The sequence below is a fragment of the Gulosibacter sediminis genome, assembly GCF_014904065.1.
Lineage (GTDB): Bacteria > Actinomycetota > Actinomycetes > Actinomycetales > Microbacteriaceae > Gulosibacter > Gulosibacter sediminis.
The window spans coordinates 150-25,336 of record NZ_JACXJG010000013.1 but is presented as its reverse complement, the minus strand read 5'-3'; the positions used below and the strand labels follow the sequence as shown (position 1 = coordinate 25,336).

Here is a 25,187-nt window from a genome sequence, read left to right as displayed (position 1 = left end):
CGAGACAGCGGGCACCTTCCTGCTCGTGATCGGCCTCATCGGCACGGCGCTGTTCGCGGCGAACTTCGGCGCGAGCCCCGAGGGCACCTCGCTCGGTGTCGGCTTCGTCGGNCGTCGCGCTCGCGGTCGGCATCACCGTCATCGCCGGCGCGTACGCGTTCGGCCCGATTTCGGGCGGGCACTTCAACCCCGCCGTGACGGTCGGCCTTGCCGCCGCCGGACGCTTCCCCTGGTCGGGCGTGCTCGGCTACGTCGTCGCGCAGATCGTCGGCGGCGTGCTCGCCACTGCGGTCCTCTTCGCCATTGGCTCGTTCGGACCTGAGGGCTGGCTCGCGTCGGCGCAGGAGGCCGGCTTCGCGTCGAACGGCTATGACTCCCTCTCGCCGGGCGGCTTCGGCCTCGGCGCCGTCATCATCATCGAGACCGTGTTCACGGCGCTGTTCCTCTACGTGATTCTCGGCGTCACCCACGAGACGCGCGGCACGAAGTTCGCAGGACTCGCGATCGGACTCACGCTGACCCTTATCCACCTCGTGACCATCCCGGTCTCGAACACCTCGGTCAACCCGGCGCGGTCCATCGCCACCGCGGTGTTCGGCGGCGCCGAGCCGCTCACGCAGCTCTGGGTGTTCCTCGTGTTCCCGACGCTCGGCGCGCTCATCGCCGGCTTCACCTTCAAGCCGCTCTTCGACCGGGCGCGCGCCTAGCCGAAACGACTCGACCCCCGCGCAAGAGCTGCACGGGGGTCGAGTCGTGGCGCCAAGCGGCGCCGAAGCGGATGCGCGTTACGGCGTGAGGCGGTTCGGGCCGCGGAAGAGGTAGGTCACTTCGCGCAGGTTCGCCTGGTGCAGCATGAGCATCATCATGCGGGCGAGGCCCATGCCGAAGCCGCCGTGCGGGGGCGCGCCGTAGCGGAAGAAGTCGAGGTAGAACGAGAGTTCCTCGGGCTCGAGGCCCTTCTCGCGGATCTGCTGCTCGAGCACGTCGATGCGGTGCTCGCGCTGCGCGCCCGTCGAGATCTCGACGCCGTTCCAGATGAGGTCGTACGACTTCGTCAGCGATGCGTCGTGCTCGTGCCGCATGTGGTAGAACGGGCGGATCGAAACGGGGTAGTCGGTGAGGAACACGAACTCGCTGCCGTGCTCTTCGAGCGCCCAGCGGCCGATCTCGCGCTCGCCCTCGGGATCCATGTCGAGGTCGCCGCGTTCGAACTTGTGGCCTCGCGACTGCACGATTTCGCGTGCCTCGAGCAGCGGGATGCGCGGGAACGCCACGTCGGGCACCTTCACATCGACGTCGAAGTGCTGCTTGATCGCGTCGCCGTGGCGCTCCGAGACTGCCTGCAGGGCGGTGCGCATGAGCTCCTCCTGCATGTTCATGACGTCGGCGTGCGAGTCGATCCACGAGATCTCGGCGTCTACGCCAGTGAACTCGGTCGCGTGGCGCGAGGTGAACGACGGGTCGGCACGGAACACGGGGCCGATCTCGAAGATCTTGCCGAAGCCAGCCGACTGCGCCATCTGCTTGAAGAACTGGGGCGACTGCGCGAGGTACGCGGGGCGGTCGAAGTAGTCGACCTTGAACAGCTCGGCGTTCGACTCCGACGCGCTCGCCATGAGCTTCGGCGTGAACACCTCGATGTAGTCGCGCTCGAACCAGTAGTCGCGCATCGCGTGCGTGAAGGTGGTCTGGGCGCGGAAGAGCGTGTTGTTGCGCGGCGTGCGCAGGTCGAGGAAGCGCCAGTCGAGGCGCTTGTCGATCGACGTGTCGTCGGCAATCGGCGTCTCGGGGTCGGCCTCCGACTCGACGATGATCTCGCCGACCTTCACCTCGAGGCCACCGAGCTTCACGCGCTCATCCTTCTTGAGTTCGCCGGTGACGGTGAGCATGGTGCCCTGCGCGAGCGACGAGATCGTGTCGCTGATCTGCTCGCGGCCCTCGCTGCGCGGGTTCACGAGCTGCAGGGCGCCGGTCTCGTCGCGAAGCACGACGAACTGCACCTTCTTCTGGTCGCGGACGGTGTCTACCCAGCCCTGAACCTTGACCGGTCCATCCTCGAGTCCGGCAAGTTCGGCAATCACGGTTCGTTGAGTCACCCCGCCATCCTAGTCGCCCGGCGCCGCGCGCACGTGCCTTCCCAGTGGCGACTCAGCCGCGGCTAGGCGCCGTCGGAGCGTATCCAGCCCAGCAGCTCGCGGTCGAGGCCGCGCCGATACTCGATCCATTCCTTCATGCGATCAGCCTACGCAGGCGCGTCTCGCTAGGCTTGCGACTATGCAGGAGCAGCGAATCCACCTGGTGCGGCACGGCGAGGTCGACAACCCCGAGGGCATTCTGTACGGGCGCTTGCCGAACTATCACCTGAGCGAGCGCGGCCATCGCATGGCGAAGCTCGCGGCCGACGATCTCGCGGCGCGCAACGTGCCGGCCGGGCGCCTCGTCGTCTCGCCGCTCGTGCGCACGCAGGAGTCGGCGGCGCCGGTCGCCAAGGCCTTCGGGCTCGAGCCGGTCATCGACGACCGCATTGTCGAGCCCTGGAACGTCTTCGAGGGCCAGCGCCTCGGCGGCCCCGACGGTGCCTGGCGCAAGCCGAGCAACTGGCCGCACTTCGCCCTGCCGTGGGTGCCGAGCTGGGGCGAACCGTTCACCGAAATCGTCGCCCGCATGAAGGCCTCGCTGCTCGAGCACGCGGCCGCAGCGGAGGGCGCCGATGTTATCGTGGTGACACACCAATTGCCGATCTGGATGGTGCATCGGGCCGTGACCCACCGGCCACTCCCGCACAACCCGGCCAAGCGCCGTTGCGCCCTTTCGAGCATCACTGTGCTCGAATACCACCCGGCAACCGGCTTCATCGAAGCCGATTATCACGAACCGGCCGCCAGCGAACTCGCTGGGGCCACCGACCAGGGAGCTGTGTGAGCAGACGACACCGCCGAGTGACCGCAACCGCGCTCGGCCTCGCCGCGGCCCTCGCCCTCACCGGCTGCGCCAACGACGAGTTCGCGCAGCAGTACGCCGCAGATTCTGAGCAGGGCTACGTTTCGGGCGACGGCTCGTGGGAGATCTTCCCCGCCGACCAGCGCGCCGACCCCATCGCCTTCGAGGGCCAGACCGAGTCGGGCGACACCTTCTCGAGCGAGGACTATGCCGGCGAGGTCGTCGTGGTCAACTTCTGGTACGCGGCCTGCCCGCCGTGCCGCGCCGAAGCCGCCGACCTGCAGACCGTCAACGAGAACTACGAAGACGACGGCGTGCAGTTCGTCGGCGTCAACGTGTACGACCAGGCGTCAACCGCCCAGTCGTTCGCCGACGAGTTCGGCGTGACGTACCCGAGCATCCTCGACGTCGATGACGCGAGCGTGCGCCTCGCCTTCGCCGACAACGTGTCGCCGCAGGCGATCCCGTCGACCCTCGTGCTCGACCGCAACGGCTCGGTCGCCGCCGTGATTCGCGGCCTGGCTGACACCTCGGTGCTCAGCTCGATGATCGACGACGCGCTCGCCGAGTAGCTCGTGAACCCCGGCGAAGTCATCATCAGCGGGCAGCTCCTCGCGGCGCTGCCGATCGCGCTGCTCGCCGGGCTCATCTCGTTCGCTTCGCCCTGCGTGCTCCCCGTGATTCCCGGGTACATCGGCATGCTCGGCACGGTCTCCGATTCCAAGAAGTCCGACACGAACAAGCAGGATGCGCGCGAGTCGGTCGCGTCGGGCGGCACGGCCACCGCGGTGCGCGAGGCCGCGGCCCCGGCCCGCGGTCGCGTCGCGCTCGGCGCCCTGCTGTTCGTGCTCGGCTTCTCGGTGATTTACGTCGTCACCGGCGCATTCTTCGGCCAGCTCGGCGTCTGGTTCCTGCGCTACCAAGACCCGATCACGCGCATCCTCGGCATCGTCGTAATTCTCATGGGCCTCGTGTTCATGGGCATGGCGGGCCCCTGGCAGCGCACGATCAAGCTGAGCCGCGCCCCCGCCGGCCTCGTCGGTGCACCCCTGCTCGGCGCGATCTTCGCGCTCGGTTGGGCGCCGTGCATCGGCCCGACCCTCGTCGCGATCCAGTCGCTCTCGTTTGACTCGGCCTCGGCCGGTCGCGGCGCGCTGCTCGCCTTTGCCTACTGCCTCGGCCTCGGCCTCCCATTCGTGCTCGCCGCCGTGTTCTGGAGCTCGGCGACGGGCTGGATCGGTTGGCTCAAGCGGCACATTCGCACCATCAACCTCATTGGCGCCGCCCTGATCATCTTGATCGGCGTGCTCATGGTTGCTGGCGTGTGGCAGCTGTTCGTCTCCTACATCGGATCTATTCTTCCCGGATATGTCGCGCCCCTCTGATCACATCGACGCCGGCAGCGAGGGGTTCGAACCCAGCATTCGCGCGCCGAAGAAGCAGCCCGCAGGCACACCCCGCGGGCCCGGAGCGCGCGCCGTGACGGTGTTGCGCAACCTCTGGACCTGGCTCACGAGCATGCGCACGGCGATCATCCTGCTGTTGCTGCTCGCCATCGCGGCCGTGCCCGGTTCGCTCGTGCCACAGCGCTCGAGCGACCCGAACGGCGTCACCCAGTACTTTACGAACCACCCCGACACGGCGCCGACGCTCGACCAGTGGGGCATGTTCGACGTCTACTCGTCGTGGTGGTTCTCGGCAATATACCTGCTGCTGTTCGTGTCGCTCGTCGGCTGCATCCTGCCCCGGACCGTGCACCACTTCCGGTCCCTGCGCTCGAAGCCGCCCCGCACTCCGGCGCGGCTGCAGCGCCTCGATGCGTACGCGACACTGAAGCTCGACGCGCGCTGGACTGGCCGCGAGGGCGAGATCATCGCCGCGGCGCAGCGACTGCTCAAGTCGCGCCGCTACCGCACGACGCTCTACGAGACCCAGCCCCGGGGTAAGCGCGCCGGCACCCTGTCGGTGTCGGCCGAGCGCGGCTACCTGCGCGAGACGGGCAACCTCATTTTCCACGTCGGTATGCTCGGCGTGATCATCTCGGTCGGCGTGCTCTCGGGCTTCAACTGGCACGGCCAGCGCGTGCTCGTCGAGGGGCAGTCGTACGTCAACGGCCTCGTCAGCTACTCGTCGTTCACGCCCGGTCGCTTCTTCACGCCCTCGCAGATTCCCGGTTTCTCGGTCAAGCTCGACGATCTGCAGGTGACGTACGAGGACGAAAACCAGAACGCCATCGGTATTCCGACCGACTACACCGCGAACGTGACGGTGCAGCATCCGGGCCAGGAGGCGTACCAGGACGTCATCAAGGTGAACGAGCCGCTGCGCATGGACGGCACCGACACCTACCTGCTCGCGAACGGTTACGCGCCGACGGTCACGGTGCGCGACCCTGACGGCAACGAGGTGTTCCATGATTCGGTCGTCTTCATTCCGCAGGACTCGTTCCTCACCTCGACCGGCGTCGTGAAGATTCCGGATGGGCTGGCCGAGCAGGTCGGCATGGTCGGCTTCTTCTACCCGACGGCATCGCAGCTCGAGTCGGGCGCGTTCACGTCGACCAACCAGGACCTGCTCGACCCGATGCTCTCGCTCAACGTCTACGTTGGCGACCTCGGCCTCGACGACGGCGTGCCAACCTCGGTCTATCGCCTCGACACCGAGAACCTCACGCAGGTCGCGGGCGGCGACCACGGTGAGGCGATGCAGCTGCGCCCGGGCGAGACGGTCGAGCTGCCGAACGGCCTCGGCACCATCTCGCTCGACGCCGAGGTGCCTCGCTACGCGTCGTTCGACGTGCAACGCGACCACACGCGCGTGCCGGTGGCCGTGTTCGTGTTCCTCTCGATCGCCGGCCTCATCTCGTCGCTGCTCGTGCCGCGCCGCCGCATCTGGGTCAAGGTGCAGGCCACCGACGACGGCGTGCTCGTCGAATTCGCCGGCCTCGCGCGCGGGGAGGACCCGCAGCTTGCGCGGGCCGTGAATGAACTCGTAGACGCCTGCACACGCGAACTCGTATCCTTGAAGCACCCTGCCGCCGACTCGTCGAGCGGCGAATCCTGACTCGGTTGCGCCCCGGCGCAACCAGAATGTCGGCGGATCCTCGCCGCTCGGAGCAACACCTCACATGATCGAATCCCTCATCAACTGGTCGGACATCGCGTACTACGTCGCCATGGGCGTCTATGCCTTGGCGTTCATCCTCTTCGCCCTCGACCTCTCGGGCCGCGGCTCGACCGAGGCGAAGCGCGCCGCGGCCGCCCGCAACTCGGGCTCGGCGCTCGGCGCAACCTCGCGCGAGCTCGTCGGCGCGACCGTGAGCCACGCGGATGCGAGCGGCGCGGGCATCGTGACCTCGAAGGCACCCGAGGCGAGCAGCTCAGGCGGCACCGCCGTGCGCGCGACCAGGGCTGGCGGCGGTGAAAGCTGGCGCGACCTGCGCGCGACGCGCTTCCTGCCCGCCGCGATGGTCGCGACCCTCGTCGGCTTCGCGGCGCACTTCACGTCGGCGCTCACCCTCGGCCTCGCGGCCGGACGCGTGCCGTGGTCGAACATGTACGAGTTCACGCTCACGGCGACGCTGCTCATCGTGCTCGTGTTCCTCGTCTCGCAGCTCTGGCAAGACCTCCGGTTCCTCGGCACCTTCATCACCGGCATGGTGACGCTGTTCCTCGGCATCGCAACCGTCGGCTTCCGCGTCGAGGTCATGCCGCTACAGCCGGCGCTACAGAGCTACTGGCTGGTCATTCACGTCTTCATCGCGTCACTTGCGACGGGCTTCCTCGCCCTCGGCTCTGGCCTTTCGGTGCTGCAGCTGCTGCAGCAGCGCCGCGAGGCCCGCGTGCGCGCCGGCGAGGCCGCGAAGCGTGGCCCGCTCTCGGCACTGCCGGGCTCGGAGCGCCTCGAGGACTTGGCCTTCCGCGTCAACGTTGTCGGCTTCATCTTCTGGACCTTCACGCTCGTCGCCGGCGCGATCTGGGCCGAGGCTGCGTGGGGCCGCTACTGGGGTTGGGACACCAAGGAGGTGTGGACCTTCATCATCTGGGTGGTCTACGCCGGCTACCTGCACGCGCGCAGCACGAAGGGCTGGCGCGGCACGCCGTCAGCCTGGCTCGCGATCGTGGGCTTCGCGACGGTGATGTTCAACTTCGGCATCGTCAACGTGTTCTTCAAAGGCCTGCACTCGTACTCGGGCCTGTAGGCCGCCGAGAAGTTACTTGGCCTCGAGCCGCGCGTAGCACTCGCGCATCCGCTCGAACCACCACGAACGCCGCTCCTTCGGGGCGGCGTTCGTGCGTAGCGCGGCTTCGTCGGGCACGACCGGGGCGAGCGAGATGCAGCCGCCGACGGGGCGCCGCGGCTCGCTCACCTCGTCGGCGAAGAGCGAGACCGTGCCGAGGCCCGCGGCGAATGCGGGCTCGGGCAACAGCGCCGCGAGCTGCGCGCCCATGACGATGCCCACCGAGGTGTCGAGGGCGCTCGACACGGTTGCGGTGAGACCGGATGCGCGCACGATCTCGGCCGCGCGGCTCACCCCGCCGAGCGGCTGGGCCTTGACGACGAGGTGGTCGGCGGCGCCCGAGCGGGCGACTTGGAGCGGGTCGCTCGCCTTGCGCACGAGCTCGTCGGCGGCGATGCGGATGCGTGCGGCCGGGCCGCCCGCGAGCGTCTCGCGCAGCGCGACGAGCTCGTCGATCGTGGCGACCGGCTGCTCGGCGTACTCAAACTCGAAGCCGGCGTCGGTGAGGGTGCGCAGCGCCGCCGCGGCCTCGGCCACCGACCAGCCAGCGTTCGCGTCGATGCGAAGCCTGGCATCCGGCGCGGCCTCGCGCACCGCCTCGAGCCGCGCAAGGTCGTCGGCGAGCGAGTGGCCGCGCTCGGCGACCTTGACCTTGACGACTTCGCAGCCGTCGTAGCGCGCGAGCACCTCGGCGACGCGTTCGGCGGCGACGGCCGGCACCGTCGCGTTGACGGGCACCGAGCCCGACCCTCGGCGCTCGAGGGTGGGCGAGAAGCCGTACTCGATTGCGGCCGCGAGCCAGGTCGCCGCCTCGGCGGGGCCGTACTCGAGGAACGGCGAGAACTCGCTCCACACGGGCTGCCCCGCGACCTCGGCGGTGCCCTCGATGAGCGCCGCCTCGCGGCGGGTCACGCCACGGAACTTCGTGTTCAACGGCAGCGACACGATGTGGGTGCGGGCGAGGAGCTCGTCGAGTGGCACGATCGGGGCAGGCATGTGCTCATCTTCGCGCGCCCGGCTGCGCCAGGTCGAATTAGCTGCCCGGCGAGCGCGCACTACACTAATCAGCAGTCACATCCCTACCAGCCCGAACGGAATCGAATGGCGATCGAGCAGAGCGTCGCTGGCGGCCCGCGCCGCAAGCGCGACCGCGACCCCTCGTACCGGCACGCCACCGTGGTGCCGCTGCCATGGGTCGACCAGATGCTCAACCCGCTCAGCTGGCGCGTCGGGCATTGGGCGATGTTTGGGGCCGTGCTGACGCTCGCCGCCGACATCATCACGGGCCTCTACCTCTTCAACTTCTTCGGCATCGGCCGACAGTTCGAGCTGCAGATGTGGCTGCTCATCGCGGGCACGCTCGGCTTCGTGTCGATCACCGCATCGCTCTACGCGATCTTCTTCAAGTCGGGCCGCGCGACCGGCATCTTCGCGTTCATCTGCAGCTTCATCGTCGGCGCGGCGCCCGCCTGGCTCGTGCTCAACACGATCCTGCAGTTCATCATCAACGGGGGCACCCTGCCCGACGCCCCCATCAACTGGTAGCTCGCGGCGGACGACTACGGTGGTTATATGACTACCGAGCAGGTTTCTGACGTCTTCGACCCGTCGCGCTGGCAGCGGGTGTCGCAGTTCGATTTCACCGACATCACGTACCACCTCGACACGACCGGCCGCATCGCGCGCGTCGCGATCGACCGCCCCGAGGTGCGCAACGCGTTTCGCCCGAAGACCGTCGACGAGCTCTACACCGCGCTCGACGACGCCCGCCAGAACCCGCGCGTCGGCGTCGTGCTGCTCACCGGCAACGGCCCGAGCCCAAAGGACGGCGGCTATGCGTTCTGCTCGGGTGGCGACCAGCGCATCCGCGGCCGTGACGGCTACCAGTACGCCGAGGGCGACACCGCCGACTCGGTCGACAAGGCGCGCGCGGGTCGCCTGCACATCCTCGAGGTACAGCGCCTCATTCGCTTCATGCCGAAGGTCGTCATCTCGGTCGTCAACGGCTGGGCGGCCGGCGGCGGGCACTCGCTCTACGTCGTCACCGACCTCACGATCGCGTCGCGCGAGCACGCCATGTTCAAGCAGACCGACGCGAACGTCGGCTCGTTCGATGCGGGTTACGGCTCGGCCTACTTCGCGAAGCAGGTCGGTCAGAAGTTCGCTCGCGAGGCGTTCTTCCTCGCCGAGGAATACGACGCGCAGCGCGGCTACGAGGTCGGCGCCGTGAACCGTGTCGTGCCCCACGCCGAGCTCGAGACCGAGGCCCTGAGCATGGCCGAGACGATTCTCACGAAGTCGCCCACGGCCATCCGCATGCTCAAGTACGCGATGAATCTGCAGGACGACGGGCTTGTGGGCCAGCAGCTCTTCGCCGGCGAGGCGACCCGCCTCGGGTACATGACCGACGAGGCGGTCGAGGGCCGCGACGCGTTCCTGCACAAGCGCGACCCCGACTGGGCGCCGTACCCCTGGTACTACTAATGGGCCGGATGCTCGGCTCGCGCGAGCTGCGCGAGGTCGCGGTCGACGACACCGCCGAGTTCTTCGCCCAGCTGCGCGCGGCGCTCGCGGGGGAGGGGCCGGCGCTGTTGCCGCGCCCGGCCGGCTGGTCGGGGCCGAGCGAGGAACTTCGGGGCGTGACCGTACCAGGCGACGTCGCCCTCGTCATCGAGACGAGCGGCTCGACTGCGGCGCCGAAGCGCGTGCTGCTCACCGCCGAGGGGCTCATGGCGGGGGCGCGCGCGACGCACCTCCGCCTCGGCGGGGCGCACGCCGGCGGCGAGCAGTGGCTGCTCACACTGCCCGCGCACTACATCGCGGGCGCGCAGGTGCTCGTGCGCTCGATCGTCGCGGGCAGCGAGCCGGTCGTCGCCTCGGGCGAGCACTTCACTCCCGAGGGCTTCATCGCCGACGCCGCGCGCCTCACCGGCGAGCGGCGCTACGTGTCGCTCGTGCCGGTGCAGCTGCGCCGGCTCGTCGACGCGGCCCGGGAGGATGCGCGGGTCGGGGCCGCGCTCGCGCGCTTCCACGGCATCCTGGTCGGCGGGCAGGCGACGCCGCGGGAACTGCTCGCCGAGGCCCGCGGGCTCGGCTGGCCGGTCACGACGACATACGGCTCGAGCGAGACGAGCGGTGGTGCCGCCTACAACGCACAGCCGCTGCCGGGCGTGCGGATGCGGCAGGTTGACGGCGAGCTCTGGGTCGCCTCGCCGTCGCTCGCGCTCGGCTATCTCGGCGACCCCGAGCGCACCGCCGAGGCCTTCGTGACCGACGAGGCCGACGACCGCTGGTACCGCACGGGCGACGCCGGCACGGTGAGCGGCGACGGCCCTTGGGCCCTCGGCCTCGACGCCGAGGCGACCGGCACGATTGCCGTCACCGGGCGCTTCGACAGCGTCATCATTTCGGGCGGCGTCAAGGTGAACCTCGACGAGGTGACGCTCGCCGCGAGTTCAGCCGGCGCCTTCGACGAGGTCGTCGCGGTCGCCGTGGCGAGCCGCGAGTGGGGCGAGCGCGTCGCGCTCATCGCGGCCGACTCCGCAGCTGGCGGGCCGACGATCGACTCGCCCTCGGGCGGCCGCTCGACGCAGGATTCGCCCGCGGGCGAGGAGCCGTCGCGGGGCCAGCCGACGGCCGACGCGGCTTACTTCGGCGCCGCGGCGCTCGACGCAGGAGCGGATGCGAGGTGGCAGCGCATCCACTCGGCCCTCGCACCGCTCGGCGCGGCCGCGCGGCCGGCGCTCACTGCGCGCATCCCCGAGTTGCCGCGCCTCGCGAGCGGAAAGCCCGACCGGCGCGCGCTGCGCGAACTCGCGGGATCGCTCGCGCGCCGCCTCGAAGCCGCCCCGACTTAGAATCACTGGGTGGCCAAACAGAAACGCAGCAACCCCAGTCAGCAACCTCGAAAGCAGGCGAACGTGCGCAACGTGACCCTGCGCGATTGGATTTCCGGGGCGCGGCTGCGCACCCTGCCGCTCGCCGTGTCGCCCGTGCTGCTCGGCTTCGCCTCGGCCGTGAGCGCGCAGCCCGGCGAGTTCCACTGGGTGCGGGCGCTCGCCGCGCTCGGCGTGGCGCTCTGCCTGCAGATCGGCGTGAATTACGCGAACGACTACTCCGACGGCGTACGGGGAACCGACGATGTGCGCGTCGGCCCGGCGCGACTCACGGGCGGTGGCGGCGTCGACCCGAAGCGCGTGCGCAACCTCGCGTTCTTCTTCTTCGCGCTCGCGGCGGTTGCCGGGCTGTTCCTTGTCGTGCGCACCGAACAGTGGTGGCTGCTTGCCATCGGCGTGCTTGCGATTCTCGCCGCGTGGTTCTATACCGGCGGCAAGCGACCGTACGGCTACGCGGGCCTCGGTGAGGTCTTCGTCTTCATCTTCTTCGGCCTCGTCGCGACCGTCGGCACCGCCTACACGCAGGTGCTGTTCGTGCCATCGAACGCCTGGGTACTCGGCACCGCCGCGGGCCTGTTCGCCTGCGCCGTGCTCATGGTGAATAACCTGCGCGACCTCGACCAGGACCGCAGCGCCGGCAAGCGCACGCTCGCAGTGCTCGTCGGCCGCGGTACGGGCCGCATCTTCTTCGGTGTCTTCGCGCTCGCGCCGTTCGTTGCGACGATCATGTTCATGCTCGTCTACCCGCTGTCGGGCTTCGCGCTGTTCACGCTGCTGATTCTTGGCCCGGCCGTCGTCATCACCTCGACGTCCGAGACGCCGCGCGACCTCATCCTCGCGCTCAAGCTGACGTCGCTCGGTTCGTTCGCCTGGGCGATCATCATGGCGATCGGCATCATCGTGCCGAACATCACGCCGGCCGTGGTGCCGGCGTACCTCGGCTAAGCGCTACTTGGCCTGAGTATCGGGGTCGTCGGTCTTGTCGAGATCGGCGGCCTCGGTCGTTTCCGGGGCGTCGGTGTCGGTGTCAGTGTCGTGCTCGATCTCGACGTCGGGATCGTTCTCGGGCACCGAGCCGGCGGCCGGCTCGTCCGACTCGGCCACCGCATCCGGCTGCCCGTGCGCCTGCTCATCGAGCAGCGCATCCTCGGCCTCGGCATCCGCCCCGGCGACGCGACCCTCGCGCTGCTGCATGATCGCACCGCCGATCGCGAGGCGCTCGGAGCGCAAGAACAGCAGCGAGACGGCGAAGCCGATGACGGAGGCGACCACCACGGCGATCAGCCAATTCCACTGCACCGTCGGCAGCAGCAGCATGATGAGTACGAACGGCACCGCGAATGCGAGGAGCCGAACGACCGTGTAGATGATCCAGGCGCGTGAAGTCTTCATCGCGACCAGTCTACGAATCCCCGCCTCCGACGGTTCGTCAGGCTCGCGAAGGTAAACTCTCCGGGTATGGGTCGCTGGATTATTCTCGGGGTGGTCGTCGCCGTCGCACTGACGGTCTACGCAGTCGTTGACTGCGCGATGTCGGACGCGAACCGCACCCGCATTTTCCGCAAGCCGATCTGGCTCGTCATCGTNCTGCTGCTGCCCGTGATCGGCCCGCTGCTCTGGATCTTCATGGGCAAGGGTCCCGTCGGCAAGGATCAGCGCGCGCCCGACAACGACATCGACTACCTGCGCAGCATCGGAGACGACAAGGCGCACGACGACCGCATCGCTGAGCTCGAAGACGAGATGCGAAAGCTCGACGACGAGATCGAGCAGGCGCGCCGCACAAGCATGAACCAGCATCCGTCGAACCACACCGGCGCGCTGCCCACCATCGAGCCCGACGACGAGCAGCCCCGCGAGGGCGACGACAACCTCGGCGACACCCCGGGTACCGGCCCCGACTCGGATTCCGAAGGCACGCGCTCGTGAGCGCCGCGCTCGCGGCAGCAGTTGAGTTGCTCGTCGCGGCGGTGAACGGTGGGGTGCGCGACATTGTCGTGTGCCCGGGCTCGCGCTCGCAGGCGCTCGCGCTGGTTGCCGCCGAGCTTGAGCGGGTGCGCGCCGTGCGGCTGCACGTGCGGGTGGATGAGCGCGGCGCCGCGTTCTTCGCGCTCGGCCTCGCCCGCGAGTCGGGCCGCGNCGGTGCCGGTCATCACGACGTCGGGCACGGCGGTTGCGAACCTCCATCCGGCGATGCTCGAAGCGCACCACTCGGGCGTGCCCCTCATCGCCCTCACGGGCGATCGGCCGAAGGAACTCATCGGCACAGGCGCGAACCAGACCACGGTGCAGAGCGGCATATTCGGTCCGCTCATCAACACGACCACGCTCGGCGCCCCCGACGACGACGAGATCAGTCTCGCGCTCGCGGCAGGGGCGGGCAAGGAGCTCGCGTCCGCGCGCACGGCCTGGCACCTCAACGTCGCCTACCGAGAGCCGCTCTCGGGCATCGTGCCCGACCTGAGCGGCCGAGTCGAGGCGCTCGCGTCGCCGGTGTCGCCCGAGCTCGAGGCGGCCGAGGCCGCGTGGCCGGGCAAGGGCGGCGATGCGCGCATCCTCGGCCGGGGTATCGGCACCGAGCTCGCGGCGCAGATCACCGCGACCATCGAGCAGCACAAGACCGCGCCCGCGAAACTGCGGGCGTCAGCGCACGACAGCGTGACCCCGCTCGAGATCGCCGAGCTCGACCCCGCCGACTGGCCGGTCGGCATCGTTATCGCGGGCGACGGCGCCGGCCCGAGTGCCGAGCGCATCGCGCGCCAGGGCGGCTGGCCGCTCGTGGCCGAAGTGTCGAGCGGTGCCCGGTTCGGCCGCAACCTCGTCGTCGCCTACCGTCAGCTACTCGGTGAGTCGAGCACGGTGCCGGGGCTGCGTGACGGACTCGAACTCGCGATCGTCCTTGGGCATCCGACCCTGAGCCGCGAGGTGACGGCGCTGCTGAAGCGGCCTGGCCTGCGGGTCATCGTCGTCGACCGGCCCGGCGCCCCGTCGTTCAAGCCGACGAAGACGGCCGAGCACGTCGACGATGTCAAGGTGCTCGCGTTCGGCGCGACGCGACTCGGCGCGAGCGATGAAATGTTCCAGCTGCGCCGCGAGGCCGGCCGGATGCTTNGCCGGCTGGCTCGACGCATCCCGCGCCCTCGTGCTCGAGCAGGGCTCGGATGCCCCGGCTCCCGACATCGAGGCCTCGCGCAGCCGCGATTTTCGCGACCGCGCGCGCTTCGGCCAGCAGGAGCTCGCCGTCTCGCGCGAGCCCGTCAACCGGCACATGCTCGTCGACGCCCTGTGGCGGCACACGTGGCCGCATGACCGGCTGGTCGTCGCCGCATCCCGGCTCATTCGCGACCTCGACAGCCGCGCGCCCGGCAAGCGCCTGCGCGTGCACGCGAACCGCGGCCTCGCCGGCATCGACGGCACGATCGCGACCGCGCTCGGCGTCGCCGACGCGAGCCAGCACGGCGACGAGCTGAGCTCGCGGGCCGGCATGACCCGCCTGCTCGTCGGTGACCTCGCGTTCGTGCATGACGCCTCGTCGCTGCTCGTCATGCAGGGCGGCGAGGATGCGCCGCGGCTGCAGATCGTCGTCGGCAACGACGGCGGCGGCACGATCTTCGACGGCCTCGAGGTCGCCGACACTGCCGACGCCACCGCGTTCGAGCGCGTCATGCGCACCGGTCGCGAGGTCAACATCGAGGCGATCGCCGACGCATTCGGCTGGGGCTACCGCCGCGCGACGACGCGCTCGCAGCTCGAGGAGGCGCTCACCGACCAGACGTCGCCGCGCATCGTCATCGAGGTGCCGCTCGACGCCGAGCAGGGCGAAACCGACGTCGACACCGAGTAGCGCTTCAGTGGGGCGGGTCTAGGCTCGGTGCCATGGCCGACATCACTGACTACATCTACCTCGAGGATGCGCTGCGCGCGCGGATCACTGACGATCAGTTCTCGATTGGCGACCTGGCACCCGACGAAACCCCGGGCTTCACGGCGAAGAAGAACGAGAAGGCGATCGGCAAGGAACTCCTCACCGTTCGCGACAAGGAGCTCTCTGACCTGCAGGAGCGCATGTACGCGAAGGCGCGGGTCGATGACCCGAACGCGCCGAGCGTGCTGTTCGTGCTGCAGGGTATGGACACGGCGGGCAAAGGCGGCATCATCCGCCACGTGTTCGGCTCGGTCGACCCGCAGGGCCTGCAGCTCGCGTCGTTCAAGCGGCCGACCGAGGAGGAGCTCGCGCATGACTTCCTCTGGCGCATCGAAAAGCAGGTGCCAAAACCAGGGTTCATCGGCGTCTTCGACCGCTCGCACTACGAAGACGTGCTCGTGCAGCGGGTGCGTTCGCTCGCGCCCGCGGAGGAAATCGAGCGGCGGTACGGGGCGATCGTTGACTTCGAGCGTGGCCTGGTTGCCGCCGGGACCAAGGTCGTGAAGGTGTTTCTGCATATCTCGAAGGATGAGCAGGAGGAGCGCCTGCGCGAGCGCATCGAGCGCGAGGACAAGCACTGGAAGTACAACCCGGGTGACATCGACGAGCGCGAGTTGTGGGATGAGTACCAGCAGGCCTACGAGATCGCGATCCAGCGCACTTCGACGCCCGAGGCACCTTGGTGGATCGTGCCCGCCGACCGCAAGTGGTTCTCGCGGCTGTTCGTGAAGGGGCTGCTGCTGGACACGCTGCGCGGCCTGGAGCTCGACTGGCCCGAGGCCGACTTTGACCCGAAGACCGAGCTCAAGCGCCTGAAGGAATCGAGCAAGTAGGGGTTTGGCTTAGGCCGGTTTTCTCGCCGANCGCGGTTACAACCGCAGCGATACTCGACAACCCGACGGGGAGCGCGTGCAAGCTTCGCCTCAAGTGCCTCTCGCGAGACGCCCGACGTGTTCGGCAGCACCCGCAGCAACACGGCAAACGCGACCACCCCGAGCGCGAAGACCGTGCCGAACACCCCCTGAAGCATAAATGCCTCCCGCGGCGCCAATGAGCAGGCTCGACGTGACCCCCCCCGCGAGCGGGGTCAGCCAGAGTTCTTGCGGCATCGGCTCGAGCGCGCCCGGGCAGCGCACGCGCTCACCCTAACGCGCCCGCACCGTGCGGCCACGGGCAGCGTCATGCGACGAACAACGGCACGAATGTGCAGTGCTCTAGTACCCCTCCGGCTCCACCGTNCGCCCCGAGCGCCTCGACGATGGGCCGGAACTTCGGCAGCGTCTCCGCAAACTCCTCGTCGGGGTCGGAGCTGCCGACGATGCCGCCGCCCGCGAAGGCGGTCACCGCATCCGTCGCGAACTCGGCGCCGCGCAGCGCGACGACCCACTCGCCATCGCCCGAGGCTGAGAGCCAGCCCGCGGGGCCGGCGTAGCGCATCCGGTCGAAGGGTTCGAGCTTGTCGATCGCGGCGAGCGCCGCCTCGCGCGGCGTGCCGCCGACCGCGGCGGTCGGATGCAGGGCGGCGACGAGGTCGAGCACGCTCGCGTCGCGAGGCAGGGTGCCGCGAATGTCGCTCGCGAGGTGCCACACGTTCGGCAGCTCGAGCAGGAACGGCTCGGGCGAAGAGGTGAGCCCAGTGTCGGGCTCGTCGTGGCGGTCGAGCGAGCGCAGCGAACCGAGCGCCGACTCGACGGCGTAGCGGTGCTCTTCGCGGTTCTTCGCGGATGCGCGCAGCGCCTCGGCCGCGTCGGCGTCGGCCCCAGCGTCCGCCTCGCGGGGTGCGGTGCCGGCGAGCACGCGCGCGGTCACGGCGCCGTCGATCACCCGCACGAGCATCTCTGGGCTCGCGCCGATGAGTCCGTCGACGGCGTAGGTCCAGGTCTCGGGGTAGGCCTCGGCGAGGCGCGCGAGCACGGCGCGGAAGTCCTGTCCGGCGGCGATCGGTGCCTCGAGGTCGCGCGCGATGACGACCTTCGACAGCTCGCCGGCACGGATACGCGACACGGCCTCGGCGACCGCGTCGTGATGCAGCGCAGCAGTCATCGCGCCCTCGGCAAACGTCAGCGGCGCAAACTCGCCGATCGGTGCGAGCACCGGAAGCTGCGCGGTCGCGAGCACGGGCTCCGACTCATCCTCGGGGTCGTCGACGCTGGCAAGGGTGACCCGCGTCACGAAGGCGACGCCGCCGCGGCGGCCGAAAATGAGCTCGGGCACCCGAAGCACGCTCGCGGCCTCGCTCGAATCGGCGAAGGCGAAGGCGCCGAACGCGACGAGCCCGGTCGAGGGCAACTGCACCTCGTCAGAGATCTCGCTCGCCTCGACGAGCTGCTGCCAGGCCTCGCGCGCCTCGCGGATGCGGTCAGGCCCCGAGAACTCGGCTCGCCAGACCTCGCCGCGGCCGACGATGCCGTCGCCGCGGCGCAACCACACGGCAAGCTCCCGCAGCTGTCCTGCGCCGGGTACGGGCGCGAGTTGCAGCAGCCCGCCCGGGTCGGCAATTCGCGCGGTACGAACGCGGAGCCGAGGGAGCGCAACCATCACGCGTGCCAGCGTACCGCGCGCGCGAAGGCAGGGAGCGGAGGGTGTCCTAGACTATTCGGGTGACCAAACCCGACCTCGCGAAGCGACCTGACGACGTCTCGTCGATGTTCGACCGAGTTTCCCGCGGGTACGACCTCACCAACGACGTACTTTCGCTCGGTGTGACGCCGTATTGGCGGATGCGCGCTCGGCGTGCGATCGACCCGCACCCCGGCCAGCAAGTGCTCGACGTGGCCTGCGGCACCGGCACCGTGACGCGCATCCTCGCCGACCACGGCTCGACCGTCACCGGCCTCGACTTCTCGCACGGCATGATCAGCGAAGCGATGAGGCGCCATGGCGACCACCCGAACATCACGTTCCAGCAGGGCGACGCTACGCAGCTGCCCTTCGACGACAACACCTTCGACGTCACGACGGTGAGCTTCGGTATTCGCAACGTGCAGGAGCCCAAGCGTGCGCTCGCCGAGATGCTGCGCGTGACGAAGCCCGGCGGCCAGATCCTCGTGTGCGAGTTCTCGCACCCGACGAACGAGCTCGTGAACTTCGGCTACGACACCTACATGAACGTGCTCATGCCGGGCATCGTCAAGCTCGTGTCGAGCGACCCCGAGGCGTACGACTACCTCTTCAACACGATCCAGGCGTGGCCCGAGCAGGCGACGTTCGCGAGCTGGCTGCGCGAGGTCGGCTACGAGCAGGTCGCGCACCGCAACCTCACCTACGGCATCGTGGCGCTGCACCGCGGCACGAAACCCGCGGCCTAGCCAGCCGCATCCACCTCACTCGCAAGCTTCAGGAGACTACGTGACCGCCTCGACTTCGGCGCGCCGCCCCGCACACGGCGCGATCGGTGCTGGCTTCGCGAAGCAGCTGTTCGGCAAACCGGCCGAGCGCAAGCTCAAGACGACCCTCGACGAGGGGCTCGACCGCGTCGAGCAGGTGCTGCACGAACAGGTGAAGTACTCCGACCAGGTCGCGGCCACCACCACGACGTACCTGATGCGCGCGGGCGGCAAGCGCCTGCGCCCCATGCTCGTGCTGCTCGCGGCCCAGCTCGGCCCGAAGCCGGCGAGTGCGGCGCTCGACGAGGCCGCCGCCGCCGTCGAGATCACGCACCTCGCATCGCTCTACCACGACGACGTCATGGACGAGGCGACGCTGCGCCGTGGCGTCACTGCCGCCCACCTGCGCTGGAGCAACTCGACCGCGATTCTCGCCGGCGACCTGCTGTTCGCGCGCGCCTCGCAGATCTTTTCGTTCNCTCGGCGCCGAGGCGATTCGCATTCAAGCGACCGTCTTCGAGCGGCTCGTGCTCGGACAGATGCACGAGACCATCGGCCCGCGCGAGGGCGAAGACCGCATCGACCACTACCTCCGCGTGCTCGCCGACAAGACCGGCTCGCTCATCGGCGCGGCGAGCGAGTTCGGCGTGCTGTTGTCGGAGGCGCCGGCCGAGTACCGTCCCGCGATGCGCGAGTTCGGCGAGGCCGTTGGCGTCGCCTTCCAGATCGTCGACGACGTCATCGATCTCTCGCCGGCCGCCGACACGACCGGCAAGCGCGCGGGCACCGACCTGCGCGCCGGCGTCGAGACGCTGCCCGTGCTGCTGCTCGAGCGCCGCGCCGCGGCGGGGGATGCGTCGGCCGCAGACCTGCTTGACCGCATCCGCACCCGCGTGGCCGGCAGCGAGCCGGGCAGCGCCGACGAAACCCTCGCGCGCCCCGAGCCGCTCGTGCGGGCCGACCCGGCTGAGGTTGACGCGATCGTCGCCGAGCTGCGCGCCCACGAGGTCACCCGCGAAACCGTTGAGGCCGCGCATGACTACGTGCACCGCGCGACAGCTTCGCTCGACGTGCTGCCCTCGGGCGTCGTCAAGGAGGCGCTGCGAGAATTCGCTCAGCGCCTCGTCGAGCGCGACTTTTAGGCGCGAGCCCAGCGCCGTCGGTGTCTGACCCGGCGATCTTCACTTGAACCATCTGCCACGAGTAGGAGCAACCATGTCTCGTCTTCGCGTCGCCGTAGTCGGTGCTGGCCCCGCCGGCATCTACGCCTCGGACATCCTCATGAAAGAGGCCGAGGGCACGCACGAAGTCTCGATCGATCTCTTCGAGCGGCTCCCCGCCCCCTACGGCCTCGTGCGCTACGGCGTCGCGCCCGACCACCCGCGCATCAAGGGCGTCGTGAATGCCCTCCGCGACGTGCTCGATACCGGGCGCATCCGCATCTTCGGCAACGTCAACTTCGGCACCGACATCACGCTCGAAGACTTGCAGCAGCGCTACAACATCGTCATCTTCTCGACCGGCGCGTTCTACGACGCCGACCTCGACATCCCCGGCATCGAGGCGGAGGGCTCTTACGGCGCCGCCGATTTCGTGAACTGGTACGACGGCTACCCCGAGGCGAGCCGCACCTGGCCGCTCGACCAATCGTCGGTCGCGGTCATCGGCAACGGCAACGTCGCGCTCGACGTCGCGCGCGTGCTCGCGAAGCACGCCGACGACATGCTGCCGACCGAGATTCCCGCGAACGTCTACGAGGGTCTCAAGAACACCGCCGTCACCGACGTGCACGTGTTCGGTCGCCGCGGCCCGCTGCAGGTGAAGTTCACGCCGCTCGAACTGCGCGAGCTCGGCGAGGTGCCCGGCGTCGACATCGTCGTTGCCGAGGAAGACTTCGACCGCGACCCCGAGTCCGACGAGGCCGCGAAGAAGAACAAGCAGATCCTCGTCATCAGCCGCATCCTCGGCAAGTGGCGGGGCGAGCAGGAGTCGCTCGAGGCGCCCCGCCGCATCCACCTGCACTTCTACGCCCGCCCCGCCGAGGTGGTCACGGAGGACGGCCGCGTCTCGGCGCTGCGCGTCGTGCGCACCGAGCCGACCGCCGACGGCGGCGTCGCCGACACCGACGAGATCCGCGACATTCCCGTCGGTCAGATCTACCGTGCCGTGGGCTACTTCGGCTCGCCGCTCGAGGACGTGCCGTTCGACGAGCGCCGCGGCGTGATCCCGAACATCGCGGGTGCGGTCGTCGACGGTAACGGCGAGCGCGTGCAGGGTCTGTTCGCGACCGGTTGGATCAAGCGCGGCCCCGTCGGCCTCATCGGCGCGACGAAGTCGGATGCGCGCGAGACCGTCGAGCAGATTCTCGGCGACGAGTCGAACTGGTGGCAGCCGACGATCGACGACCAGCAGGAGCTGTTCACGCTGCTCGAGGAGCGCCAGGTGCGCTTCACTGACCTCGAGGGTTGGCGCCGACTCGACGNCGCACGAGCAGCAGCTCGGCGGGGCCGAGGGGCGCGAGCGCGTCAAGGTCGTCGAACGCGACGAGATGATCAACGTCTCGCGCGACGAGACGGGCGAGACGAAGTAGCGGACGCTTCGCGCTCCTGCGCTACTGCACGACCGAGGTGAGGCGGGCGACATTGTCGGCCGCCTCCCGGTACCAGGGTCGCTCGAGCCATTCGTGCAGCGTGAGCTCCTTCGAAGCCGCGCGGTACGACTCCTCGACCGCGTGCATCCGGGTGGCGAACGCGCGGCCATAGACGAGCAGCATGAGCTCAGCATTGAGCGTGAATGAGCGCATGTCGAGGTTGCTCGAGCCGACGAACGACACCTCGTCGTCGACGGTCATGTGCTTAGCGTGGAGGATGTAGGGCTCCTCGTACCGCATGATGCGCACACCCGAGCGCAGCAACTGCTCGTAGAACGACTGCTGCGCGTGCTGAATGAAGAACTGGTCACCCTTCATTGACACGTACAGCTCAACCTTGACCCCGCGCTGGGCCGCCGTGGTGATGGCGTAGAGCATCGAGTCGTCGGGCGCAAAGTACGGGGTGGCGATGACGACACGCTTGCGGGCGAGGTAGAGCAGCTGCACGAAGATGCGCAGGTTGTTCTCGTTCTCGTAACCGGGGCCGGAGGGCACGAGCTGGCAGTCATAGGTTTCCTCGACGTCGCCGAGGACGCGCGCCCGCTCGAGCTCGTCGATGTAATACTGCGCCGACGGGTCGTCGGCGTCGTCAAGCAGCACGCCCGTGATCATGTACCAGTCGTTGCGGAAGACAGCGTCGAGCGCGATCACCATCGGGCCCTGCAGCCGCAGCATGATGTCTTGCCACAGCATGCGCTCGCCCGGCTTGCCGCCCTTGTGGTAGTCGCGGGCGATGACGTTCTGCGAGCCGACCCAGCCGACGCGGCCGTCGACGACGAGCAGCTTGCGGTGGTTGCGCAGGTCGAAGCGCTGCCAGCCGCCCTTCCACGGCAGCACGGGGTAGACGTGGTGATAGTCGACGCCCATCGCGCGCAGCCGGCTGCGCAGCTGCTTGTAGCCGCTGTACCGCACCGTGCCGATCTGGTCGAAGAGCACGCGCACCGTGACGCCGCGCGCCTGTGCCCGCTCGATGGCGTCGAAGAACGGCTTCGTGATGTCGTCGTAGCCGACCGTATAGAAGAGCATGTGCACGTACTCTTCGGCGCCGTCGATCTCGCGCGCCATCTCGAGAATCGTCGCGTCGTATTCGGTGTGAATCTGGATGCGGTTGCCCGGCAGGTGCGGAATGGCTGTCAGCGTGCGCGCGAGCCGCGAGACCTGGCGAAAGCGCTTCGGCATCGTCGTCGTCACGCGGTCGTCAAGGCCCTGCGTAGCCTCGCGGAGCAGCTCGTCGAACTCTTCCTGCTTGCGCCGCTGCGAACGGGGCAGGTGGTTGCTGCCGAACATCGCGAACAGCAGCAGGCCGACGTACGGGATGAGCGTGACGGCGAGCAGCCAGGCCACGGCGGTCGTCGGGCGCCGGTTCTTACCGACGGTGAACAGCATCGTGATGACGATGACGAGGTTCGTCGCGCCGATCAGGGTGATCCACCACGTGCTGTCGTTCAGGCCCCAGTAGCCGAGCGGGCCGAGCCAGATTCCGCCGCCTCCGGACTCGCTCTGGAGCATGGGGTTGTGGGTCTCCGCTGCTTAGCGGAGGTTGACTAACTGTAGGTCGAGGTCGACGTCGGCGCCGCGCAGTAGTTGCATCGTCGCCTGCAGGTCGTCGCGGCTCTTCGAGCTCACGCGCAACTCGTCGCCCTGAATCTGCGCCTTCACGGTCTTCGGTGCCTCGTCGCGGATCAGCTTCGAGAGCTTCTTCGCGTTGGGCTGGTCGATGCCCTCCTTGAGCGTCGCCTCGAGGCGGTACTCCTTGCCCGAGGGGTAGGCCTCGCCGGTGTCGAGCGACTTCAGCGAGATGCCGCGCTTGATGAGCTTCGACTGCAGCACGTCGAGCACCGCGAGCACGCGGTCCTCGCTCGCCGCCTTCATCATGAACTTCGTGTCGGAGAGCTCGACCGAGGCGCCCGCGTCGCGGAAGTCATACCGCTGCGCGATTTCTTTGCTCGCCTGGTTCACCGCGTTCGCGGCCTCCATGTGATCGACCTTGCTCACGACATCAAACGAGGAATCAGCCATGCTGCCATCGTACGTTGCCGCGCGCGGCTCGCGGCCGTCTTTCGGGGCCGAGCCGAGCATCCATCGTTGTGTCTACGGGCGGTCAGTCTGCCGACGCTCGCATGTTCAGGGTCGGTTTTCTACGGTGGAGGCACCCGTTTCTACGAAAGCGAGGCCCCGCCGTGTCGGTTGCCAGTTTCCTTACGCTCGCGCAGCGGCCCTCGAGTCTCGACGCCGAGCGGATCGTTGAGCGGCTCTGTGCCGACTGGGGTATCGAGCGTGAGTCGACGCAGATCGTGCCGCCCGAGAACCGGCAGGGCTTCGAGACGATGTTCGTCATCGGCAGCTATGTGGTGGCGATCGCGGTGCGCGAGGCGCCCGCGGACGGAGGGCTCTTTGACACTTCGGTGCCGACCGGGCGGTTTTGGCCGGTGGGCGCGTCGCGGCCCGAGCCGAGCCACTTCGTCACGGTCTCGCTGCACGACCTTGCGCCGAACACCGAGCAGCCCGAGCATGAGCGCCTCGCGACCGAGATGTTTGTGCTTGGCGGTGTGACCTCCGAGCTCGTGCGCCTCGTGCCGGGCGTGCTGAGCGTTGGGTTCAACAAGGGCAACGATCTCATCGACCCCCGCTGCTTTGATGATTTTCACCACGACACGGAGCAGCGGTTGTTTGCGTATGCGGTGCGCGTGCTGGTGCGGGCCGTTGAGGGCGGGTTCACCGCGCACACGCGCGGCATGGTGCTCTATGGGCTGCCCGAGCTTGAGCTCACGTGGTCGCCGCAGGCCGAGGACGAGACCGCGGGCACGCTCTTCGGCATCGCGAGCTACCTGCAGGGGAGGGGACCGGTGCTGACCCCCGGCGAGACGCTCGCGTCGTCGGACGGCAAGTCGCCCGCGTTGCTCGTGGTTGATTCGACGCCGATTCCCGACGGCGACGGCGAGGTGCTGCGCCTTGCGTTCGTGGGGGCGGANTGGTGCTGGTGCTGGTGCTGGCACGGACGGTTCTGAAGGTGGCCGGGTAGAAGCTGTGGACCAAGGCGGCGAGCCGCAGGACCAAGCTTCGAGCGAGCAGTTCGCGAGCATCCCGCCGGTTGGTGCGACGGGCGCAGGAATCGCGGGTGGCGACGAAGCAGGAGCAGGAGTCGCTGGCGGCACCGAGGCGGGCCCAGGCATCGCGGGTGGCGACGAAGTGAGCCCGGGCGTCGCGGGTGGCGATGAAGCAGGACAAGGTGTCGCGGGTGCTGCGCAGCCGGGTGCGGGCAGTGAGGGAGCTGACGAGCCTGGTGCGGGCGAGCCCGAGGGAGCGACCGGCACCGAGCAGCGCGAGCGCCAGTCGGATGCGCGCTCGGGCGTGCAGACGGCCATGCTGCTGCGGCGACCCGACGGCGGCGAGCTGTCGACCGATGCCCTGGTCGGGCAGCTCGAGCGCGACTGGCCCGAGCTTGAAGGCACGGTGAGCGACGTCGAGCAGCAGCCCGACGGCACGATCACGCTGCGGGTCGGCGACCGCGTGGTGGTGATCCGGCTCGAGTCGGGCACGGTGTCGGAGCCGCTCGATGAACTCGTGGCCGCGAGCCGGCTCTGGAATCCCGACGATGCGGTGCCCACCGACGCGACGCAGCTTTCGCTCGTTGCTGTGGCGCGCCCGGTGGGTGACGACGGTGTGCGGTCGGCCGACGCCATTGAAGATGCCTCGTTGCTTACTCGCGTGGTGGCGTCGGTGATCAGCATCGATCGCGCGACGCGGGCCATCTACTTGCGCGGAGCGGGGCACGTTGTCTCGCCCCGCTTGTATCGCGACTTCGCGAAGTCGATGCTGCCCGAGCCTGCGACGCTGCTGTGGGTGTCGGTCAATGTTGGCGGCGAGGGCGATGGCGCGCACGGCTTTACCCGCGGGCTCGGGGATCTCGGGCTGCGCGACCTCGAGATAGCACCGGGATCCGGCCTCGTTGCCGCGGGCGTGCGCGACGTGCTCGCGAACACGGCCGTGTATCTCACGGTCGAGGGGCCAGTTATTCGGGATGGCGACACGATTGGCGGCAGCGAGCGTGCCCAGCTCGTGGCGAGCATCCGGCCCTCGAGCTTCGGTTTTGACGATGAGGTGATCGCGCTGACGGCTGTGCCGCAGCCGTAGTTGCTTCGGCGTGACGCCAGTGTGGCGAATCGGCCCCGGCCTGCTGAGACTTCAGCGTGCTGGGGCCGATTTTTTG

General features: G+C 68.9%; 22 protein-coding genes and 2 pseudogenes. 18 read left to right on the top strand and 6 right to left on the bottom strand.

The features are described from left to right. Nucleotides 1–95: 95 nt before the first annotated feature. A complete protein-coding gene (locus ID132_RS07935; protein ID WP_328743900.1) occupies nt 96–707 on the top strand; it encodes an aquaporin in 612 nt (203 codons plus the stop codon). 78 nt (nt 708–785) lie between these two features. On the opposite strand, the gene aspS is transcribed toward ID132_RS07935, so the two are convergent. Continuing rightward, entirely contained in the window at nt 786–2,096 is a 1,311-nt protein-coding gene (aspS, locus tag ID132_RS07930) for an aspartate--tRNA(Asn) ligase (RefSeq protein WP_193128298.1), read from the bottom strand. 178 nt (nt 2,097–2,274) lie between these two features. Here aspS and ID132_RS07925 point away from each other — a divergent pair, with 178 nt between their 5' ends. The 5 genes from ID132_RS07925 (at nt 2,275) to ccsB (ending at nt 7,141) form a co-directional block, all read left to right on the top strand. Further along, a complete protein-coding gene (locus tag ID132_RS07925) occupies nt 2,275–2,922 on the top strand; it encodes a histidine phosphatase family protein (RefSeq protein ID WP_193128297.1) in 648 nt (215 codons plus the stop codon). A 17-nt stretch (nt 2,923–2,939) separates the two neighbouring features. After that, nucleotides 2,940–3,512, top strand: a complete 573-nt coding sequence (locus ID132_RS13880) for a TlpA family protein disulfide reductase (protein ID WP_125106743.1) — start codon at nt 2,940–2,942, stop codon at nt 3,510–3,512. A gap of 3 nt (nt 3,513–3,515) precedes the next feature. Beyond that, nucleotides 3,516–4,325: a cytochrome c biogenesis CcdA family protein gene (locus ID132_RS07915; RefSeq protein ID WP_125106744.1), complete on the top strand. Its 810-nt coding sequence runs from the start codon at nt 3,516–3,518 to the stop codon at nt 4,323–4,325. Beyond that, entirely contained in the window at nt 4,309–6,003 is a 1,695-nt protein-coding gene (resB, locus tag ID132_RS07910; RefSeq protein ID WP_193128296.1) for a cytochrome c biogenesis protein ResB, read from the top strand. The genes ID132_RS07915 and resB overlap by 17 nt, the downstream gene beginning before the upstream one ends. Before the next feature lie 64 nt (nt 6,004–6,067). Next, a complete protein-coding gene (gene ccsB, locus ID132_RS07905; RefSeq protein ID WP_125106746.1) occupies nt 6,068–7,141 on the top strand; it encodes a c-type cytochrome biogenesis protein CcsB in 1,074 nt (357 codons plus the stop codon). A gap of 12 nt (nt 7,142–7,153) precedes the next feature. Here ccsB and ID132_RS07900 read toward each other — a convergent pair whose 3' ends face one another. Next, on the bottom strand, nt 7,154–8,176 hold the full coding sequence (locus tag ID132_RS07900; protein ID WP_125106747.1) for an o-succinylbenzoate synthase: 1,023 nt from the start codon (nt 8,174–8,176) through the stop codon (nt 7,154–7,156). Between the two features lie 105 nt (nt 8,177–8,281). Between ID132_RS07900 and ID132_RS07895 the strand changes: the two genes are divergently transcribed. From ID132_RS07895 to ID132_RS07880, 4 genes are read left to right on the top strand one after another with little or no spacing between them, the layout of a single operon-like run. Then, the gene (locus tag ID132_RS07895; RefSeq protein WP_125106748.1) at nt 8,282–8,725 is read left to right on the top strand and encodes a hypothetical protein; all 444 of its coding nucleotides are present in this window, start codon (nt 8,282–8,284) and stop codon (nt 8,723–8,725) included. Nucleotides 8,726–8,752: 27 nt separating this feature from the next. After that, a complete protein-coding gene (locus ID132_RS07890; RefSeq protein ID WP_193128295.1) occupies nt 8,753–9,664 on the top strand; it encodes a 1,4-dihydroxy-2-naphthoyl-CoA synthase in 912 nt (303 codons plus the stop codon). An 8-nt stretch (nt 9,665–9,672) separates the two neighbouring features. Further along, a complete protein-coding gene (locus tag ID132_RS07885) occupies nt 9,673–11,037 on the top strand; it encodes an AMP-binding protein (RefSeq protein ID WP_193128294.1) in 1,365 nt (454 codons plus the stop codon). Nucleotides 11,038–11,046: 9 nt separating this feature from the next. After that, entirely contained in the window at nt 11,047–12,021 is a 975-nt protein-coding gene (locus ID132_RS07880; protein WP_193128293.1) for a 1,4-dihydroxy-2-naphthoate polyprenyltransferase, read from the top strand. Nucleotides 12,022–12,024: 3 nt separating this feature from the next. On the opposite strand, the gene ID132_RS07875 is transcribed toward ID132_RS07880, so the two are convergent. Next, nucleotides 12,025–12,468, bottom strand: coding sequence for a DUF4229 domain-containing protein (locus ID132_RS07875; protein WP_193128292.1), 444 nt, complete (start codon nt 12,466–12,468; stop codon nt 12,025–12,027). Between the two features lie 66 nt (nt 12,469–12,534). On the opposite strand from ID132_RS07875, the gene ID132_RS07870 reads away from it, so the two are divergent. From ID132_RS07870 to ID132_RS07855, 4 genes are all read left to right on the top strand, one after another. Beyond that, nucleotides 12,535–13,005: a PLD nuclease N-terminal domain-containing protein gene (locus ID132_RS07870; RefSeq protein WP_125106753.1), complete on the top strand. Its 471-nt coding sequence runs from the start codon at nt 12,535–12,537 to the stop codon at nt 13,003–13,005. 156 nt (nt 13,006–13,161) lie between these two features. After that, nucleotides 13,162–14,385: a thiamine pyrophosphate-binding protein gene (locus ID132_RS07865; protein ID WP_459562457.1), complete on the top strand. Its 1,224-nt coding sequence runs from the start codon at nt 13,162–13,164 to the stop codon at nt 14,383–14,385. Next, nucleotides 14,345–14,920: a thiamine pyrophosphate-binding protein gene (locus ID132_RS07860; protein ID WP_193128291.1), complete on the top strand. Its 576-nt coding sequence runs from the start codon at nt 14,345–14,347 to the stop codon at nt 14,918–14,920. Before ID132_RS07865 ends, ID132_RS07860 begins: the two co-directional genes overlap by 41 nt. A 32-nt stretch (nt 14,921–14,952) precedes the next feature. Beyond that, entirely contained in the window at nt 14,953–15,834 is an 882-nt protein-coding gene (locus ID132_RS07855; protein WP_125106755.1) for a PPK2 family polyphosphate kinase, read from the top strand. A 346-nt stretch (nt 15,835–16,180) separates the two neighbouring features. Here the strand turns inward: ID132_RS07855 and ID132_RS07850 are convergent, their stop codons facing one another. Beyond that, nucleotides 16,181–17,539 (bottom strand): isochorismate synthase, encoded by a 1,359-nt coding sequence (locus ID132_RS07850; protein ID WP_193128301.1) that lies wholly within the window; start codon nt 17,537–17,539, stop codon nt 16,181–16,183. Between the two features lie 62 nt (nt 17,540–17,601). Here ID132_RS07850 and ID132_RS07845 point away from each other — a divergent pair, with 62 nt between their 5' ends. The 3 genes and pseudogenes from ID132_RS07845 (at nt 17,602) to ID132_RS07835 (ending at nt 20,917) form a co-directional block, all read left to right on the top strand. After that, complete coding sequence (locus ID132_RS07845) at nt 17,602–18,309, top strand: class I SAM-dependent methyltransferase (RefSeq protein ID WP_193128290.1); 708 nt, start codon at nt 17,602–17,604, stop codon at nt 18,307–18,309. 40 nt (nt 18,310–18,349) lie between these two features. Then, nucleotides 18,350–19,469: pseudogene (locus ID132_RS15235) on the top strand (polyprenyl synthetase family protein). A 73-nt stretch (nt 19,470–19,542) separates the two neighbouring features. Then, nucleotides 19,543–20,917, top strand: a pseudogene (locus ID132_RS07835) (FAD-dependent oxidoreductase). A gap of 21 nt (nt 20,918–20,938) precedes the next feature. Here ID132_RS07835 and cls read toward each other — a convergent pair. Next, nucleotides 20,939–22,486 (bottom strand): cardiolipin synthase, encoded by a 1,548-nt coding sequence (cls, locus tag ID132_RS07830; RefSeq protein ID WP_125106760.1) that lies wholly within the window; start codon nt 22,484–22,486, stop codon nt 20,939–20,941. Between the two features lie 21 nt (nt 22,487–22,507). After that, nucleotides 22,508–22,996: a YajQ family cyclic di-GMP-binding protein gene (locus tag ID132_RS07825; RefSeq protein ID WP_193128289.1), complete on the bottom strand. Its 489-nt coding sequence runs from the start codon at nt 22,994–22,996 to the stop codon at nt 22,508–22,510. Between the two features lie 1,008 nt (nt 22,997–24,004). Between ID132_RS07825 and ID132_RS14795 the strand changes: the two genes are divergently transcribed. After that, the gene (locus tag ID132_RS14795) at nt 24,005–25,111 is read left to right on the top strand and encodes a DUF4261 domain-containing protein (RefSeq protein WP_193128287.1); all 1,107 of its coding nucleotides are present in this window, start codon (nt 24,005–24,007) and stop codon (nt 25,109–25,111) included. Nucleotides 25,112–25,187: the final 76 nt, after the last annotated feature.

Coding starts and splice junctions, on each gene's coding strand:
- ID132_RS07925 (WP_193128297.1), top strand. CDS start 2,275: ATGCAGGAGCAGCGAATCCACCTGGTGCGGCACGGCGAGGTCGACAAC.
- resB (WP_193128296.1), top strand. CDS start 4,309: ATGTCGCGCCCCTCTGATCACATCGACGCCGGCAGCGAGGGGTTCGAA.
- ccsB (WP_125106746.1), top strand. CDS start 6,068: ATGATCGAATCCCTCATCAACTGGTCGGACATCGCGTACTACGTCGCC.
- ID132_RS07900 (WP_125106747.1), bottom strand. CDS start 8,176: ATGCCTGCCCCGATCGTGCCACTCGACGAGCTCCTCGCCCGCACCCAC.
- ID132_RS07895 (WP_125106748.1), top strand. CDS start 8,282: ATGGCGATCGAGCAGAGCGTCGCTGGCGGCCCGCGCCGCAAGCGCGAC.
- ID132_RS07890 (WP_193128295.1), top strand. CDS start 8,753: ATGACTACCGAGCAGGTTTCTGACGTCTTCGACCCGTCGCGCTGGCAG.
- ID132_RS07885 (WP_193128294.1), top strand. CDS start 9,673: ATGCTCGGCTCGCGCGAGCTGCGCGAGGTCGCGGTCGACGACACCGCC.
- ID132_RS07875 (WP_193128292.1), bottom strand. CDS start 12,468: ATGAAGACTTCACGCGCCTGGATCATCTACACGGTCGTTCGGCTCCTC.
- ID132_RS07860 (WP_193128291.1), top strand. CDS start 14,345: ATGCTCGTCGACGCCCTGTGGCGGCACACGTGGCCGCATGACCGGCTG.
- ID132_RS07855 (WP_125106755.1), top strand. CDS start 14,953: ATGGCCGACATCACTGACTACATCTACCTCGAGGATGCGCTGCGCGCG.
- cls (WP_125106760.1), bottom strand. CDS start 22,486: ATGCTCCAGAGCGAGTCCGGAGGCGGCGGAATCTGGCTCGGCCCGCTC.
- ID132_RS07825 (WP_193128289.1), bottom strand. CDS start 22,996: ATGGCTGATTCCTCGTTTGATGTCGTGAGCAAGGTCGATCACATGGAG.